Origin of the sequence: Micromonospora sp. DT68 (genome assembly GCF_049847245.1) — a bacterium.
GTDB classification, from domain to species: domain Bacteria; phylum Actinomycetota; class Actinomycetes; order Mycobacteriales; family Micromonosporaceae; genus Micromonospora; species Micromonospora profundi.
Genome location: NZ_JBNCNZ010000006.1, coordinates 230,114 through 244,554, shown reverse-complemented (window position 1 = coordinate 244,554; position 14,441 = coordinate 230,114). Strand labels below are relative to the sequence as shown.

Sequence of the window (14,441 nt, the reverse complement as noted above, 5' to 3'; positions counted from 1 at the left end):
ACAATGATCATGAATGACGTCGCCGAATCCACGTTGGTGCTGGGCCGGGGGCCGCAGGCCCTGCTGGACCGGGCCACCGAGGATCCGACCGGCCCGCTCACCGTCGGCCTGAGCGGCCCCGCCGGCCACGGCAAGACAATGCTGCTCACGGAACTGGCGCGGATCCACAAGCAGGCTGGGGTGGCCGTACGGACAACAGTTCCGGAGCCGGGCGAGCCGGTCGACGAGGACGCGCTTCTGCTCGTGGACGACGCGCACCTGCTCGACGACGAGCGGCTCGCGGTGCTGCTGCGGTTGGCCGCGACCCGCCGGCACCGGCTGGTGGTCGCCCACCGCCCGTGGCCCCGGTCGGCGGCTCTCACGGACCTCGCCGACACGCTGCGGCGCGACGGTCAGGCGGTGCTGCTCAGCCCGTTCACCTGGGAGCAGACCGCCGACTACCTCGCCGCGACGCCCGAACTGGGCCGGCGAGACCTTGTCGACTTCGTGCACACGCAGACCGGTGGCGTGCCCCGCGACGTCGAGCGGTTGACTCGCGGCCTGCTGGCGACCCCGACCTCCGCCGACGCGCCGTCTGAGGCACCCCGATCCGTGCTCCTCGAATTCGCGCCGGACCTGGAGGCCCAGCCCGCCGACATCCGACGCCTGCTGCTCGCTGCCGCGGTGGGCGTACCGCTGCCGGTGGGCATGCTCGGCGCGCTGCTGGGCCGGGAGCCGGAGGGCGTCGACGAGCTGATCGCCGCGACCCGGGCGGCCGGGCTGGTCGGCGCCGACGGCCGGCTCGCGCCGATCGTCCGCGGGGCCGTCACCGCCCTCAGCCCGACCACTGACCGCAGCGCGGTCTGGCGCCACATCGGCGAGTTGCAGCTCGCCCGGGGTGGCGCGGTGCTGCCACTGGTCCGTTCGCTGCGCCGGCTCGGCGTGATCGGCGACTGTCCACCATCGACACTCGCCGCCGCCGCACAGGAGGCGCTCGCCGACGACCCGGCCCTCGCCGCCGACCTGTTCGCCGCCGCCACCGCGGCCGGGCACCCGGCGAGCGCCCGGCAGGCCCTCGCCACAGCGCTCGCCGGCAACCTCGACGACGCGCTGCGCCTCGCGGACCGGCTGCTGGCCACCACCGATCCGGTCGACCGCACCGGGGCCGCCATGGTGGCGGCGACAGCCCTGGCGCACCGCGGCCACGTCGGCCGCAGCGTGGAGCTGTTCACGTGGTCGGGCACCGCCTCCGCGGCGGCGTTCGCCACCGTCGGCGGCCTCGCCACCGGCGACCTGACCGCCGCCGCGCCCCCGGAGGACGACCCGGGCGGCGAACCACCGACCCTGCACGCAAGCGCCGCCCGACTGATGGCAAAGGGCGTACGCGCCAGCGTCACCGGCACACCGGCCGCCGCGCTCTCCGCGCTCGTGCAGGCCGCAGCCCTGCTGGAGCCGGACGGGCGGGCCGCACTGTTACCGGACAGCCCGGCGGCGTTGGCCGCCCTGACCGCTGTGCACTGCGGCGAGTTGGACATCGCCGAACGGGTGCTGCACCGGGCACAGGCGGCAGGTGTCGGTGGCCCGCTGATGGCACGCCGGCACCGGTTGGCGCAGGCGTGGATCCTGATGGTTCGTGGCCAGACCCTCGCGGCCGCCGAACGTCTCGCCACTGTCACCGGCGACGGGCGACCGCTGGAATCGCGGGATCTGCTCTTCGCCGCCGCGCTGCGCATGGGCATCGGCCGGCGCAACAGCGACCTCGGCGCGCTCAAGTCGGGGTGGGGGCAGGCGTTGGAGGCGGTGGTCCGGCATCCCGTGGACCTGTTCACGCTGCTGCCGCTGGGCGAGCTTGCCATCGCCGGCGCACGCCTCGGTGACCTGGCCCGGTTGACGCCGTACCTGCGGGAGGGGTGGTCACTGCTCGACCGGCTCGGCGCCCCGGCACTGTGGAGCGTCCCGCTGCACTGGAGTGGGCTGCACGCCGCGATCCTGACCGACGAGCCGGCGGTCGCCGACGAGCACGTGGCCGCCCTGCTGGCCGCCGCCGGCCACAGCCGCTACGCCGCCGTCGTCGCGGCCGCCGCCGAGAGTTGGGTGGAGGTGCTGCGGGGCGTCGTCGACCCCGTCCGGGTGGAGGCCGCCGCCCGGGGACTGCACGACACCGGGCTGTGCTGGGACGGCGCCCGCCTCGCCGGGCAGGCAGCGATCCGCACCGCCGACCGCCGGGCGATGACCACACTGCTGGAATGCGCACGGGTCCTCCAGGGCCGGCCGGGTGGCGCCGTCAGCGGGCAGCGGACGACAGCCGGCGAGCCGACCGCGCAGGTCGCCGACGCCATCGCCCGGCCCGCCCAGCAGGGGCTCAGCGACCGCGAGTACGAGGTGGCCGAGCTGGTGCTGGCCGGGCTGACCTACCGGGAGATCGGTGACCGGCTCTTCATCTCGGCGAAGACCGTCGAGCATCACGTGGCCCGCATGCGCAGTCGGCTCAACTGCGCCAACCGCACGGAGCTGCTCGCCCTGCTACGGACAGTGGTCGCCGACCGGGCCAGCAACGCGGCCGGGCAGCCGTGGCCGCAGCGGCAGGCCCGGTGAGCCGGCCACCGCAGCCGAGGGCGGCTGAGCGCGCGGAGCAGGCCGTGACCCGGTCCGATGCGCGGCACCTCCGCGCGAAGCTCGTCGCACTGGCGGCCGTACTTGTCACCCTCTGGGCGTACGCGGCCTACCTGACCTGCCAGGACGCGGCCGACCTGCTGCGGGTGCGGGCTCTGGCCGACACCCTCGGTCAGCCCATCGACCGGCTGATCCTCAGCCTGCAGACCGAACGCCGGCTGACCGTCGACGCGATCGCCGGGGAGGTGCCGACGGGTGCCCCGCTGGGCGCGGCACGCGAGGTGACCGACCGGGCGGCCTCCGAGATCCGTGCGTTCACCTCCGGCGGCGACCTGCGCCTGCTCACCGCGGGAGCGGTCCGCGACCGGGCCGAGGAACTGGTTCGGCGACTGAACAGTCTCGGCGCCGTCCGGTCCCGGGTGGACGCCGGGCGGCTCGACACCGCCGGAACCGTCGACGGGTACGACCAGCTCGTCGACGCCGCCTTCGACGTGTACGGCCCGGAGTGGGGCGCGTACGAGAGCAGGCTCGCCACCGACAGCCGCGCGGTGATCGCGCTGGCCCGCGCCCGCGAACTGCTCGCCCGGGAGGACACGCTCGTCACCGCCGCGCTGGCCGGCGAACGGGTCACCGCCGAGCAGCGGCGACAGCTCACCGAACAGGTCACCATCGGGCGGTACGCGCGGGCCGAGGCGCTTGCCGCGTTACCGGTCGACGGCCGGGCCGCGCGGCGGGACCTGCTGGCCGGCCCCGAGCTGGCGGGGCTGCGGACCATGGAGGACGCGCTGCTCGGGGCGGGCCGGTCCGACACTGCCGGCGACGTGAGCGGGGCGGACTGGCGGGCGGCCGCAGACGCCGCCCTCGACGCGTTGCACGCAGTGGTCACCTCGACCGCCCGCGCCAGCGTCGAGCGGGCCACGCCGGGGGCGGCGGTGCTCGTCGCGCGTACCGGCACCGTGGTGGGGCTCGGGCTTATCGCCGTCCTCGTGGTGCTGCTCGGCTGGGTCGGCGCCGTACGCCGGCTGGCCGGCCAGCCCGTCGGTGCCGACCGGCCGGACGGCCCGGGTGCTGACTGGCCAGCCGGCCCGGGTGCTGATCGGCCGGTTTCCCCGGGTGGGGAGGTTCGGCCGCAGGTGCCGGCCGACGCCGTGGCGGCTCCCCCGGCCGCCGCCCCGGCGGCCGGGGAGCCCGTCCACTACCGCTCCGACCGCGAACTGCTCCTGCGGGTCACCCGACGCAGCCAGGTCCTGCTGCGCGATCAGCTCGACCTGCTGGACGGCATGCAGCGGCGGGAGCGGGCCGCCGAGGAGACCGACGAGCTGTTCCAACTCGACCACCTCGCCACCCGGATCCGCCGCAACGTGGAGAAGGTGATCACGCTGGCCGGTGCGGCTCCGGCTCGCCGCTGGCGGCGACCGGTGCCCCTGCTCGACGTCGCGCGCGGCGCGGTCGCCGAGGTGCCTGACTACCACCGGGTCCTGGTGGCGCCGCACTGGCCGTGGTCACTGGCCGGCACGGCCGTCACCGACGTCGTACACCTGCTTGCCGAACTGGTCGAGAACGCCCTGGCCTTCTCGGCGGCGGACACCACCGTCCGGATCGCCGGTGAACACCGACCGCAGGGGTGCGCGGTGGTGGTCGTCGACGATGGGTCGGGCCTTGACGCGGCGGCGCTTGCCGAGGCGAACCGCCTGCTCGGCGATCCGCCGCCGGACGTACCGCCGCCCGGAGCGGCCGGGCTGTACACGGTCGCAGTGCTGGCCGCCCGCTGCGGCGCCCGGGTCGCGCTGCGCCCCAGCCAGCGCGGCGGGACGGCGGCGATCGTGCTCCTACCGCCGGACCTGGTCACGGTGACCGGCGACGGACGGCCGGGCACGCGGACCACCATCGCCGCCTCCCCCACCTGGCGCGAATCCGGACAGTCCGAGATGGACAGCACCGAGGTGGACAGGGCCGCGGCGTCCGAGGCGGGCGACAACTGTGGGTTGCCGACGCGGATCCGCCAACCTGGGCCGACCGGGCCCGAACCCGGCAGCGCCGGCCCCGACACCGTCGAGCTGCCGGTCGCCAGAGCAACGAGGAGACATCGATGACGCATGCAGTGGTGACCGGAGACAGCCTGACCGGCGCCCTGGATCGGCTTGTCGACCGGGTACGCGGCGCGGAGTTCGCCGTGGTGCTCTCACCAGACGGGCTTCCGCTCGGCGGCTCCACCCTCGTGGGGGCGAAGCTGGCCGAACAGATCTCGGGAGTGGTCGCCGGTCTGCTGGCGTTGGGATCGGCCGCCACCCGGACGTGCGACGCGGGTGGGTTGCGCCAGATCGTGGTGCAGATGTCGCGGGCGTTCCTGTTCGTCGCGACCATCGGAAACGGGACGATCCTCACCGTCCGGATCGCCGGCGACGAGGTTGAGGTGGGCGACATGGCGTACGAGGTGGCGCTCTTCGTGGGGCAGGCCGAACGGCACCTGCCGGTCAGGCTCGCACCGGCCTCCTCGGCGATGAGCGGGGACACGGGTGCACACCGCCGGCTCGGCTGACGAGGCGTGGTACGACGACGACGCAGGCCCGGTGGCGCGCCCGTACACGATGACCGGCGGGCGTACGGCACCGGAGCGCGGCCGGTTCGACCTGATCTCGCTTGTCGTCGCCCGGCGGGTAGGCACACCGCGTGCGCCGCTCTTTCCCGAGCAGGCGCGGATCGTCGAGCTGTGTCACCATCCAGTGTCGGTGGCCGAGGTCGCGGCCGAGTTGGATCTGCCCCTCGGGACGGTCCGGGTCCTCCTCGGTGACCTGCTCACGGCGGGGCTTGTCGAGACGCACGAGCCGCCGACGCTGTCGGAGCTGCCGTCGCAGGAGTTGCTGGAGTCGATACTCGTCGGGCTGCGCGCCCTGTGACCGGTCGGGTGCCACCCGCGAGCGGTCGTGGGCGAACGCCCGGTGACGAAGTGAAGGGGAGGCAGGCAGTGCCGGCACCACCGCCTCGGCCACGGCGAACTGTGGCGATCATCCTGCTGGACCGGATCGTGGCCGCCGCCGCTGCCGTACGGCGGGTGTTCACCGGTGGTGGCGACGTCTCGCGGGCGACCTGGGTCGCCGTGATCGCGGCGGTGGGGGTGCTGGTCGCGACGGCGGTCTCCGTCGTCGGCGTGCTGCGGACGCCTGAGGAGTTGGCGCCGGTGACCCTCGACCCGCCCCCGTCGGTCGGCCAGGTGGGCACACCCGCGGCCGGTACGCCCCGGGGACAGGCGCAGCCGGCCCAGACCAGCCCGGCGGCGTCCGCCCCGTCCACTGTCACGGCGGCTCCACCGTCGGCCGGGTCGCCGTCCACCGCTCCCCCGCCGAACGCGTCGACGGCCCCGCCGACGCCTGCGGCCCTCGCCGCCGAGTTCGCCGTCGAGGACAACGCGCTGCTCAGCTACGGCGCCGCAGTGACGATAAGCAATCCCGGTTCGGTGCCGTCGGCGCGGTGGACACTTACCGTCACGCTGCCACGGGAGTCGCTGCGGGTGAGTTCGGTGCAGGGTGCGCAGGTCAGCCACGACGGCGCGGTGTGGACGTTCGTCCCGGACGCCGGCACGGGCCAGGTGCCCGGCAGCGCGTCGGTCCGCGTGACGTTCCGTGTCAACGGCTCGACTGTCGGCGCCACCCCCACGGCGTGCACGATCGACGGCGTCGCGTGTGGCGGGCTGGGCTGATCCGTAGCGGTACACCGGACGTTCCGACGGCAGCCACACTCGATTGATCAGTGGTTCGGAAGCGCCCGGACGGCGGGAACCTCCCACTGCCGGTTGCGAGCATCGCTCATGATTGGGGGGTGATTCGCTTCGTGCTCAACGTACTGTGGCTCATCTTCGGTGGCGGCATCGTGCTGGCGTTCGGTTACGGCCTCGCCGCGCTGATCTGCTTCGTCCTTGTCGTCACCATCCCGTTCGGCGTCGCGTCGCTGCGTCTGGCCGTCTACTCGCTGTGGCCGTTCGGCCGCACCCTGGTGCCCAAGCCGGGCGCAGGTGTCGGCTCCGGGCTGGCGAACGTCCTGTGGGTGGTGCTGGCGGGCTGGTGGCTCGCCCTGACCCACATCGCCGCCGGCATCGCCCTCTGCGTCACGATCATCGGAATCCCGTTCGGCATCGCCAACTTCAAGCTGGTTCCGGCCGCGTTCTGGCCGCTGGGTCGGGAGGTCGTCGACGCGCCGTAACCGGGCGGTAGCCCCTCGGCGGGCACCCGATGTCCGGGGCGACCCGGCCCTCCCCCGCCCCGTTCATAGTGGACAATCGCCGGAAGCGACAGGCGATCCACCGCCGTGGTGGTGACCGCCACCGACGACCCCTCGATAGGAGCCTGGCATGGCCGGCCCGGATGCCGAACTCACCGCGAAGCTTCAGCCCGACGTGCCGCACGCGGCGCGGATCTGGAACTACTGGATGGGCGGCAAGGACAACTTCCAGTCCGACCGGGCGGCCGGCGACGCCGTGGCCGAGGTCTATCCGGAGATCGTCCTGATGGCTCAGCAGTCCCGTGGGTTCCTGGTGCGCACGGTGCGCTACCTGGCCGCCGAGGCGGGCATCCGGCAGTTCCTGGACATCGGCACCGGCCTGCCCACCATGCAGAACACCCACGCGGTCGCCCAGGGCATCGCGCCCGATTCGCGGATCGTCTACGTCGACAACGATCCGATGGTTCTCGTGCACGCCCGGGCGCTGCTGTCCAGCACGACGACGCAGGGCGTCACCACGTACGTTCCCGCCGACTACCACGATCCTGAGAAGATCCTCGCCGAGGCCGCGCAGACGCTGGACTTCGACAAGCCGATCGCCGTGATGTACATGGGCGTGCTCGGCTACGAACCGGACCTGGACGTGGTGCGCTCGATCATCGGGCGGACGATGGACGCGACCGCGTCCGGCAGCCACCTGGTCTTCTGGGACGGCACGAACACCAGCCCGGCGGTGGTCGACGGCGCGCAGCGGCTTGCCGACAACGGCGGTGTGCCGTACATCCTGCGCAGTCCGGAGGAGCTCGCCAGCTGCTTCGCGGGGCTGACGCTTGTGGAGCCCGGCCTGGTGCCGATCCCGCTGTGGCGGCCGGACGACGCCGACGCCGAGGGCATCGACGCCTACGGCGCGGTGGGCCGCAAGCCCTGACCATCTGCGGCGATTTGCGCCAGCAGGCCCGGGGACCGGCGCCGGCCCCCGGGCCGGGTGCTCACCGACCGCAGGTCAGCGTCAACTCCGTCGGTGCGGTGGTCGTCGCCACGAGCATGCCGAACGTCGCGACACCGTCCGGCGCGAGCGTCCCGTTGTAGGAGGCGTTTCCGACCGTGACGTCGGCGCCTGCCGTGTCGGCCAGCCCGCCCCAGATCGCCTGGATGCGCTCGTCACCAGCCCACCGCCACGAGACGTGCCACCCGTCCAGCGGCTCCACCCCTGTGTTGCGGATGGTGATGGTGGCGACATAGCCGCTGCCCCAGCGGGAGTCGACGGTCGCCGTGGCCCCGCACACCGCCAGCGGCAGGGTCCGGGCCGCCCCACCGATCACGTACGGGTCGGGTACGTCGTTGTCGTCGCTGAACCGGAACCAGTATTCGGTGTCGGGTGTCAGCCGTTCGATGGTGACGGTGCCGTTGCGCTCCGGCCCGGAGGTGGCCTCCGCCACCGGGTTCTGCCACCTCACTGCGTCGTCACGGTTGGCGAAGAGGGTGACGGTTACCGGCGGGTCGAAGCCGCAGGGCGGGCCGAGCACTATCGCGTAGGTGATGGTCAGGCTGGTGGCTGTCGCGCCTGTCACCCGGCCGCTGATCGGCAGCGCCGGTGGGCACGCCGGCGTGAGCGTCGGCGCGGGTGTCGCCGTGACCACGGCGGTGGGCGGCGACGGTGTGGGCGTCGCCGCGGCGACGCCGGCGGTCGCGGCCCAGCCGGCCAGGACGACTGTCGTCACCGTCAGGAGCTTGCGCAGCATCGGTACCTCCGGAAAGACACGTCGCCGTCGCGGCGGATCAGGTGACCCGGCCGTACGGGTCCGGACGCGCGCGACGGCCACCCGACGGCGATCAGCATGCGGCCGCTGGCGAGGACGTGCCCGGCGCGGGATGGCGTGACCACCCCGTGCGTCCTCTGGTCCGTCGAAAGAGGGGCGCGCTGGCTCCCGAGCGCGACCGGACCACAGCATCCCATTCGACGTGCATCAATACAACAACCGCTTGGTCGCGCCCGACGCGGAGCAGTAGCGCGGTGACTGTCCATCGCGCACCACGAGGCCCCGCCGGGCGCTGTCCCTTCGGAGCCACGGCACATAGCCTGCTGGAATGCGGCACACCCTCACCCCCCGCGACGAAACTCTGCACGGTCACTTCCGCGCGGACGCCCCGCCGGTGCTCACCGTCGACCCCGGCGACACCGTCACCTACCGCACCCTGGACTGCTGGTGGTCCGCCGGCCCGTACCCCGGCGGGCGCAACCGGGACCGGCCCCGCGTCCCGCAGCACCGGCCCGACCACGGGCACGCGCTGATCGGTCCGGTCGCGGTCCGCGGCGCTCGCGCCGGTCAGACCCTCGCGGTACGCCTCGACGCCATCGTCCCCGGCGTCTGGGGAACGACTGTGGCCGGCGGCTGGCCGAGCAGGTTCAACGAGCGCTACGGCGTCGCCGACGAGGGAGTGGTGCACGCCTGGGAGCTGGACCCGGCGACGATGACCGGGCGTAACCAGCACGGCCACACTGTGACGCTGCGCCCGTTCATGGGGGTGCTCGGCATGCCGCCCGCCGAGCCGGGACTCCACTCGACCATCCCGCCCCGGGCCTGCGGCGGAAACCTGGACTGCAAGGATCTGACCGCCGGCAGCACGCTGCTGCTGCCCATCCCGGTCGACGGGGCGTTGTTCTCGGTCGGGGACGGGCACGCCGCGCAGGGCGACGGGGAGGTCGGCGGCACCGCGATCGAGTGCCCGATGGACGAGGTGACAGTGACTCTCGACGTCCGCGACGACTTCCCGGTGACCGGCCCGGTGGCCCGCGTCGCGGACGCCTGGCTGGCCCTGGGTGTCGGCGCGTCCCTGGACGACGCCACGTTCATGGCCCTGGAGTCGATGCTGACCCTCATGCAACGGCTGCACGGGCTGAGCCGTCCGGACGCGGTGGCGCTGGCAAGTGTCCTGGTCGACGTACGGGTGACGCAGATCGTCAACGAGACCGTCGGCGCGCACGCTGTGCTGCGCGACGACGCCTGGCGCTGAACCAGCGCGACGACGCTTGGCGCTGAATCAGCGCGACGACGCTTGGCGCTGAATCAGCGCGGCGGGGCCGCACGCCGGGATCAGCGCCAGGAACCCGCGGCGGTCAGCGGAGTTGGCGGGCGGCGAACCGGGCCGGCGGGACGGCGATGGCATCCTGCGAGGCGATCAACTGGATCTCCCGGGTGCCCGCCGCGAGGGTCGCTTCGAGGACCGTGAAGACGGAGGCGATCGTGCGCTCCAGCGCCGTCGCGGGTGAGCCGGTGGTCCACAGGTGCGCGAGGTAGAGCGCCGCTGTGACGTCGCCCCCGCCGTTCGGGTTGATCGGCAGCAGCGGGGTGGTCACCGCCCACGCGCCCTCGTCCGAGACGGCCACCACCTCCAGACAACCCTCCGGCAGTTCGCCGTGCAGGACACTTGTGACAAGCACGTGCCGTGGCCCGGTCGCGCGGACGTCGTCGACCGCCGCCAGCACCTCCGCCAGCGAGTTCGTCGTCCGGCCGGCGAGGAAGTCCAGCTCGAAGTGGTTCGGCGTGATGATGTCCGCGCGCGGCACGACTGTGTCGCGCAGGTACTCGGGGATGCCCGGCCGGACGAACATCCCGCGCCCGGCGTCGCCCATCACCGGGTCGCAGCAGTAGACAGCGGCCGGGTTCGCCGCCTTGACCCGGTCCACCGTCGCCAGGATCACCCCACCTACCGCCGGGTCGCCCTGGTAGCCCGACAGCACGGCGTCGGCGGTGCCGAGGACACCCCGGTCGGCGATACCGTCGATCACCTCGGCGACGTCCGCCGCCGCGAGGGTCGGCCCACGCCACGCGCCGTACCCGGTGTGGTTGGAGAAGTGGACCGTCAGGACCGGCCAGACCTCGTGCCCGAGCCGCTGGAGGGGGAAGACGGCCGCGGAGTTGCCGACGTGGCCGTAGGCGACCGACGACTGGATGGAGAGGATCTGCACCGCCCCATCATTGCTGCTGCGGCCGGCGCGGCGCGTCCGGCCCGCCGTTTCTGTCGGCTGACCCACTCCCGGTGCTGGCCGCGCCTGAAGAGGAGCGCGCCCGCGCCGGACCAGCCAGAGTGGGTCCCGGTCAGGCGAGCGGTTTCGACGGCGCCACGAGATCGGCGCTGCTCCAGGACCGCCACAGCTGGCTGTACCCTCCGCCGGCCTCCAGCAACTCGTCGTGGGTGCCCTCTTCGGTGACGCGGCCGTGCTCCAGCACGACGACCCGGTCGGCGGTGGCGGCCTGGGTGAGTCGATGGGCGACGACAAGCGTGGTACGGCCCTCGGTGGCCGCCACTGCGGCCCGGTCGAGGTCCCGCGCGCCAGCGCTGCCCGCCTCCGCCGTGGCCTCGTCGAGGATCGCCACGGCGGGGTCGGCGAGGACGAGGCGGGCGAGGGCGAGCTGTTGGGCCTGGCCGGCGGTGAGCTGCCGCCCGCCCTCCCCCACGCCGGTGTCGAGGCCGTCCGGCAACGTCCGCAGCCAGGAGGTGGCGCCGACGAGGTCCAGCGCGGCGGTCATCTCGGCGTCGGTGGCGTCCGGGTCGGCGAGGCGCAGGTCGTCGCGCAGCGGCCCGGCGAAGACGTGCACCTCCTGGCTGATCAGGGCGATCTCCCGGCGGACCCGCTGCTCCCCAAGGTGCGACAGGGGTACGCCGCGCAGGCGTACCGACCCGTCGGCGGGCGCGATGATGCCGGCGGCGATGCTGGCGAGGGTGCTCTTGCCGGCTCCGCTGGCCCCGACGAGGGCGACCCGCTCGCCGGGTGCGAGTCGCAGCCGCACGTCCCGCAGGACGACGGGCCCGTCGTCGTAGCGGTGCTGGGCGACGACCACCTCAAGCGCCGGTGGCTCCGCCTCGCGCCTCGTGACCGACGGCTGCGACGGTACGGGTGCCGGCCCGTCTGCTGCGGGCAGTGACGTGACGCCGACGAGCCGGGCGAGGCTCGCACCGGCCTGGAGCACGGCGTCGGACTGGAGCAGCAGCAGGCCGATCGGGTTGAACAGCCGGTGGAAGTAGAGCGCCGCGCTGGTGGCGGCACCCACTGTGGACATGCCGTTGCGGACCAGCAGGAACCCGGCGAGCAGCACGGCGGCGAGTCCCACGAACTCCGACCGGTTGATCCGCAGCCCGAACCGGGTGTGCAGACCGAAGATGTCCAGCGACAGGTCGCGGGCGGTGGCGGAGCGGTCGGCGATGCGGGCGACGTGGGCGTCCTCCATCCGGTACGCGCGCACCGTCGCGGCGCCGCGAAGCGCCCCGGCCATCGCCTGTGACCGTTCGCCGGTCGCCACCCGCTCGCGGGCGTAGTACGGAACCGACCACTTGAGGTACCACCGCAGCGCCAGCGCGTACATCGGGGCGGCGGTCAGCCCGGCAAGGCCCAGCCGCCAGTCCAGGGCGAAGAGCCCCGCCGCGGTCAGGACCGTGGACAGCAGCGCGCCGATGAAGGCGGGGCCACTCGTGGTGATCACGTTCGTCACGACCGCCACGTCGTCGCCGGCCCGGGCGATCAGGTCCCCGGTCCCGGCCCTTTCCAGGGTGGCCGACGGTAGGTGCAGGGCGCGGTCGAGGACCCGCTCCCGCAGGCGCGCGAGCACAGTCTCGCCGAGGCGTGCGGCGATCGCCGCCCCGGCGGCGGTGAGCAGGCCGGCGAGCACGGCAGCGCCGGCGATCACGCCTGCCCAGGTGAGGATCCGTTCCGTGCCGGAGCCGGCGATGACGTCGTCGACGAGCAGGCCGAGCACCCAGGGGGCGACGAGCCCGGTCGCGGACGCGGCGACAAGCAGCGTGACGGCGGCGGCGCTGAGGCCGGGCAGGCGGGCGAACTCGGCGCGCAGGGCGGCCCAGGTCTGTGCGGCGGTGGCCGTCGGCAGCAGCCGCCGGGGCTCGGCATCGGTAGTGGTCGGCTCGTCGGTCATCGCAGGACCTCCTCCCGGTAGCGGGCGTCGCTGGCGAGCAGCTCCTCGTGCGGGCCCTCGGCGATGACCCGTCCATGGTCGAGCACCGCCACCCGGTGGGTGACCCGCAGCAGGGCCGGGCTGTTCGTGACGAGCACCGTGCCCCGACCGGCCGCCGCACGGGCACCGGCGAGCCCTTCGGCGATCAGCGCCTCGGTGACCGCGTCGACGGCAGTGGTCGGGTTGTGCAGCACCAGGACGGGCGGGTCGGCGGCGAGTGCCCGGGCGAGCCCGATGCGCTGTCGCTGCCCGCCGGACAGGTTCGCCCCCCGCTCGGTGAGCACGCGGTCGATGCCGTGCGGGTGCGCCTCCAGCACGTCCTGCGCGGCGGCGGCCCGTACGGCGGCGTGCAGGACACTCTCGTCGACGCTGCCGCCGGCGGCGAGGTTGGCGCGCAGCGTCCCCTCGAACAACGCCACGTCGTGCTGCTCGACGAGGACCGTGCCGCGTACGGCGTCGATGTCCAGGTCCTCGGCGGGTACGCCGTCGACGTACACGGTGCCGCGGTAGTCCTCGCGGGGCACCTGCCCGGCCAGCAGCGCGACGAGCGCCTCGGCCTCGCCCGGGTCGTACGCGAGCACGCCTACCACCTCACCGGCGTCGACCCGCACGCAGACGTCGTCGAGCCCGGCGTACCCGACATTGTCGAGGGCGAGCCGCGCCGGGCTGGGTGCGGGCTGCCCGCCGGTGCCCGGCCGGATCAGCGGGGCGGCGCCGAGGATCCGGGCGACCCGTCCCGCCGACGCGCGTGCCATCGCGAACAGCTGCACGGAGTACCCGAGTGTCTGCACCGGTTCGGCGACGAACTGGGCGAGCCCGACGACGGCGACCAGCTCACCGATGGTGAGCCGGCCCTGGAGCGCGAGCCAGCCGGCGACGCCGGCGACCGCCGCGAGGAAGAGGCCGTTGACAGTTGTGGTGAGGCCGAGGTGCAGGCCCTTGGTGGTGGCGGCCCGCAGTGTGACGTCGAGGGCGTGGCCGCTTGCCGCCGCGTACTGGCGCGCGGCGTGGTGCTGTGCGCCGATGCCGCGCAGCACCCGTAGGCCGGTGACGAGGTCGACGGCGAGGGCGGTGGTGGCGGCAAGCGCCTCCTGTTGGGAGGCGCTGCGCCGGGTGAGCAGCGGCGCCATCCGTTGCAGCAGGATGACCACCACTGGTACGCCGAGGAGCACCCCGAGGCCGAGCGGGACGTCGACGACGAGCAGCGCGATGGCCGCCACGACGATGGCGGTGACCGCCGCGGCGCAGAGCCCGGCGACCCGTACCACGAGCGCGGACAACTCGGCGTCGGAGGCGGTGACGGCCAGCAGGTCCCCGTCACGCATGCCGGAGCGGTGCCCGCGCGGATCCAGGGCGCTGGTGGCGATCTCGACCCGTACGGCGTGCGCCTCCGTCTCCACGGCGGCGTAGTTCAGGCGCGCGCCGAACCGGTAGGCGTAGGCGAGGACTGTGAACAGGACGGCGAGGCCCGCGAGCGAGAGCAGCAGGGCGGGCACGTCGCCGGTGGCGACCGCCCGGTCGATGATCACGCCGATGGCCACCGGTACGAGTGCCTCGGCGGCCTGGTGGGCACAGAGCAGCGCGGTGCCGGCCAGCACCTTGCCGCGCTGGCGGCGCAGGGCGCGCCGCAGCACCGCGCCGCCGCTGGTGAGGTCGTCCGCCATC

12 protein-coding genes are annotated in these 14,441 nt (G+C 73.9%); 8 read left to right on the top strand and 4 right to left on the bottom strand.

Annotation, left to right across the window (positions count from 1 at the left end; all coding sequences use genetic code 11):
* Positions 1–3: 3 nt before the first annotated feature.
* From ACPXB1_RS13740 to ACPXB1_RS13710, 7 genes are all read left to right on the top strand, one after another.
* Positions 4–2,574 (top strand): helix-turn-helix transcriptional regulator, encoded by a 2,571-nt coding sequence (locus ACPXB1_RS13740; RefSeq protein WP_355591603.1) that lies wholly within the window; start codon positions 4–6, stop codon positions 2,572–2,574.
* 44 nt (positions 2,575–2,618) lie between these two features.
* A complete protein-coding gene (locus tag ACPXB1_RS13735) occupies positions 2,619–4,685 on the top strand; it encodes a sensor histidine kinase (protein WP_355591606.1) in 2,067 nt (688 codons plus the stop codon).
* Positions 4,682–5,131, top strand: coding sequence for a roadblock/LC7 domain-containing protein (locus ACPXB1_RS13730; RefSeq protein WP_355591609.1), 450 nt, complete (start codon positions 4,682–4,684; stop codon positions 5,129–5,131). Before ACPXB1_RS13735 ends, ACPXB1_RS13730 begins: the two co-directional genes overlap by 4 nt.
* Positions 5,109–5,489, top strand: a complete 381-nt coding sequence (locus tag ACPXB1_RS13725; RefSeq protein WP_355591612.1) for a DUF742 domain-containing protein — start codon at positions 5,109–5,111, stop codon at positions 5,487–5,489. The genes ACPXB1_RS13730 and ACPXB1_RS13725 overlap by 23 nt, the downstream gene beginning before the upstream one ends.
* Positions 5,490–5,557: 68 nt before the next feature.
* Positions 5,558–6,289 (top strand): cellulose binding domain-containing protein, encoded by a 732-nt coding sequence (locus tag ACPXB1_RS13720; protein ID WP_425735363.1) that lies wholly within the window; start codon positions 5,558–5,560, stop codon positions 6,287–6,289.
* Positions 6,290–6,408: 119 nt separating this feature from the next.
* Positions 6,409–6,789 carry a YccF domain-containing protein gene (locus tag ACPXB1_RS13715; protein WP_355591618.1) on the top strand — a complete coding sequence of 127 codons (381 nt, stop codon included), beginning with the start codon at positions 6,409–6,411 and terminating at the stop codon, positions 6,787–6,789.
* Positions 6,790–6,937: 148 nt separating this feature from the next.
* Complete coding sequence (locus ACPXB1_RS13710) at positions 6,938–7,735, top strand: SAM-dependent methyltransferase (RefSeq protein WP_425735362.1); 798 nt, start codon at positions 6,938–6,940, stop codon at positions 7,733–7,735.
* Between the two features lie 61 nt (positions 7,736–7,796).
* Here ACPXB1_RS13710 and ACPXB1_RS13705 read toward each other — a convergent pair whose 3' ends face one another.
* Entirely contained in the window at positions 7,797–8,549 is a 753-nt protein-coding gene (locus ACPXB1_RS13705; RefSeq protein WP_355591624.1) for a cellulose binding domain-containing protein, read from the bottom strand.
* Between the two features lie 346 nt (positions 8,550–8,895).
* On the opposite strand from ACPXB1_RS13705, the gene ACPXB1_RS13700 reads away from it, so the two are divergent.
* Positions 8,896–9,822, top strand: a complete 927-nt coding sequence (locus ACPXB1_RS13700) for an acetamidase/formamidase family protein (protein ID WP_355591627.1) — start codon at positions 8,896–8,898, stop codon at positions 9,820–9,822.
* Positions 9,823–9,925: 103 nt separating this feature from the next.
* Here ACPXB1_RS13700 and pdxY read toward each other — a convergent pair whose 3' ends face one another.
* The 3 genes from pdxY to ACPXB1_RS13685 form a co-directional block, all read right to left on the bottom strand.
* The gene (gene pdxY / locus ACPXB1_RS13695) at positions 9,926–10,777 is read right to left on the bottom strand and encodes a pyridoxal kinase PdxY (protein WP_355591630.1); all 852 of its coding nucleotides are present in this window, start codon (positions 10,775–10,777) and stop codon (positions 9,926–9,928) included.
* A gap of 130 nt (positions 10,778–10,907) precedes the next feature.
* Entirely contained in the window at positions 10,908–12,737 is a 1,830-nt protein-coding gene (locus ACPXB1_RS13690; protein WP_355630095.1) for an ABC transporter ATP-binding protein, read from the bottom strand.
* Positions 12,734–14,440: an ABC transporter ATP-binding protein gene (locus tag ACPXB1_RS13685; RefSeq protein WP_355630092.1), complete on the bottom strand. Its 1,707-nt coding sequence runs from the start codon at positions 14,438–14,440 to the stop codon at positions 12,734–12,736. Before ACPXB1_RS13685 ends, ACPXB1_RS13690 begins: the two co-directional genes overlap by 4 nt.
* Between the last annotated feature and the right edge of the window lies 1 nt (position 14,441).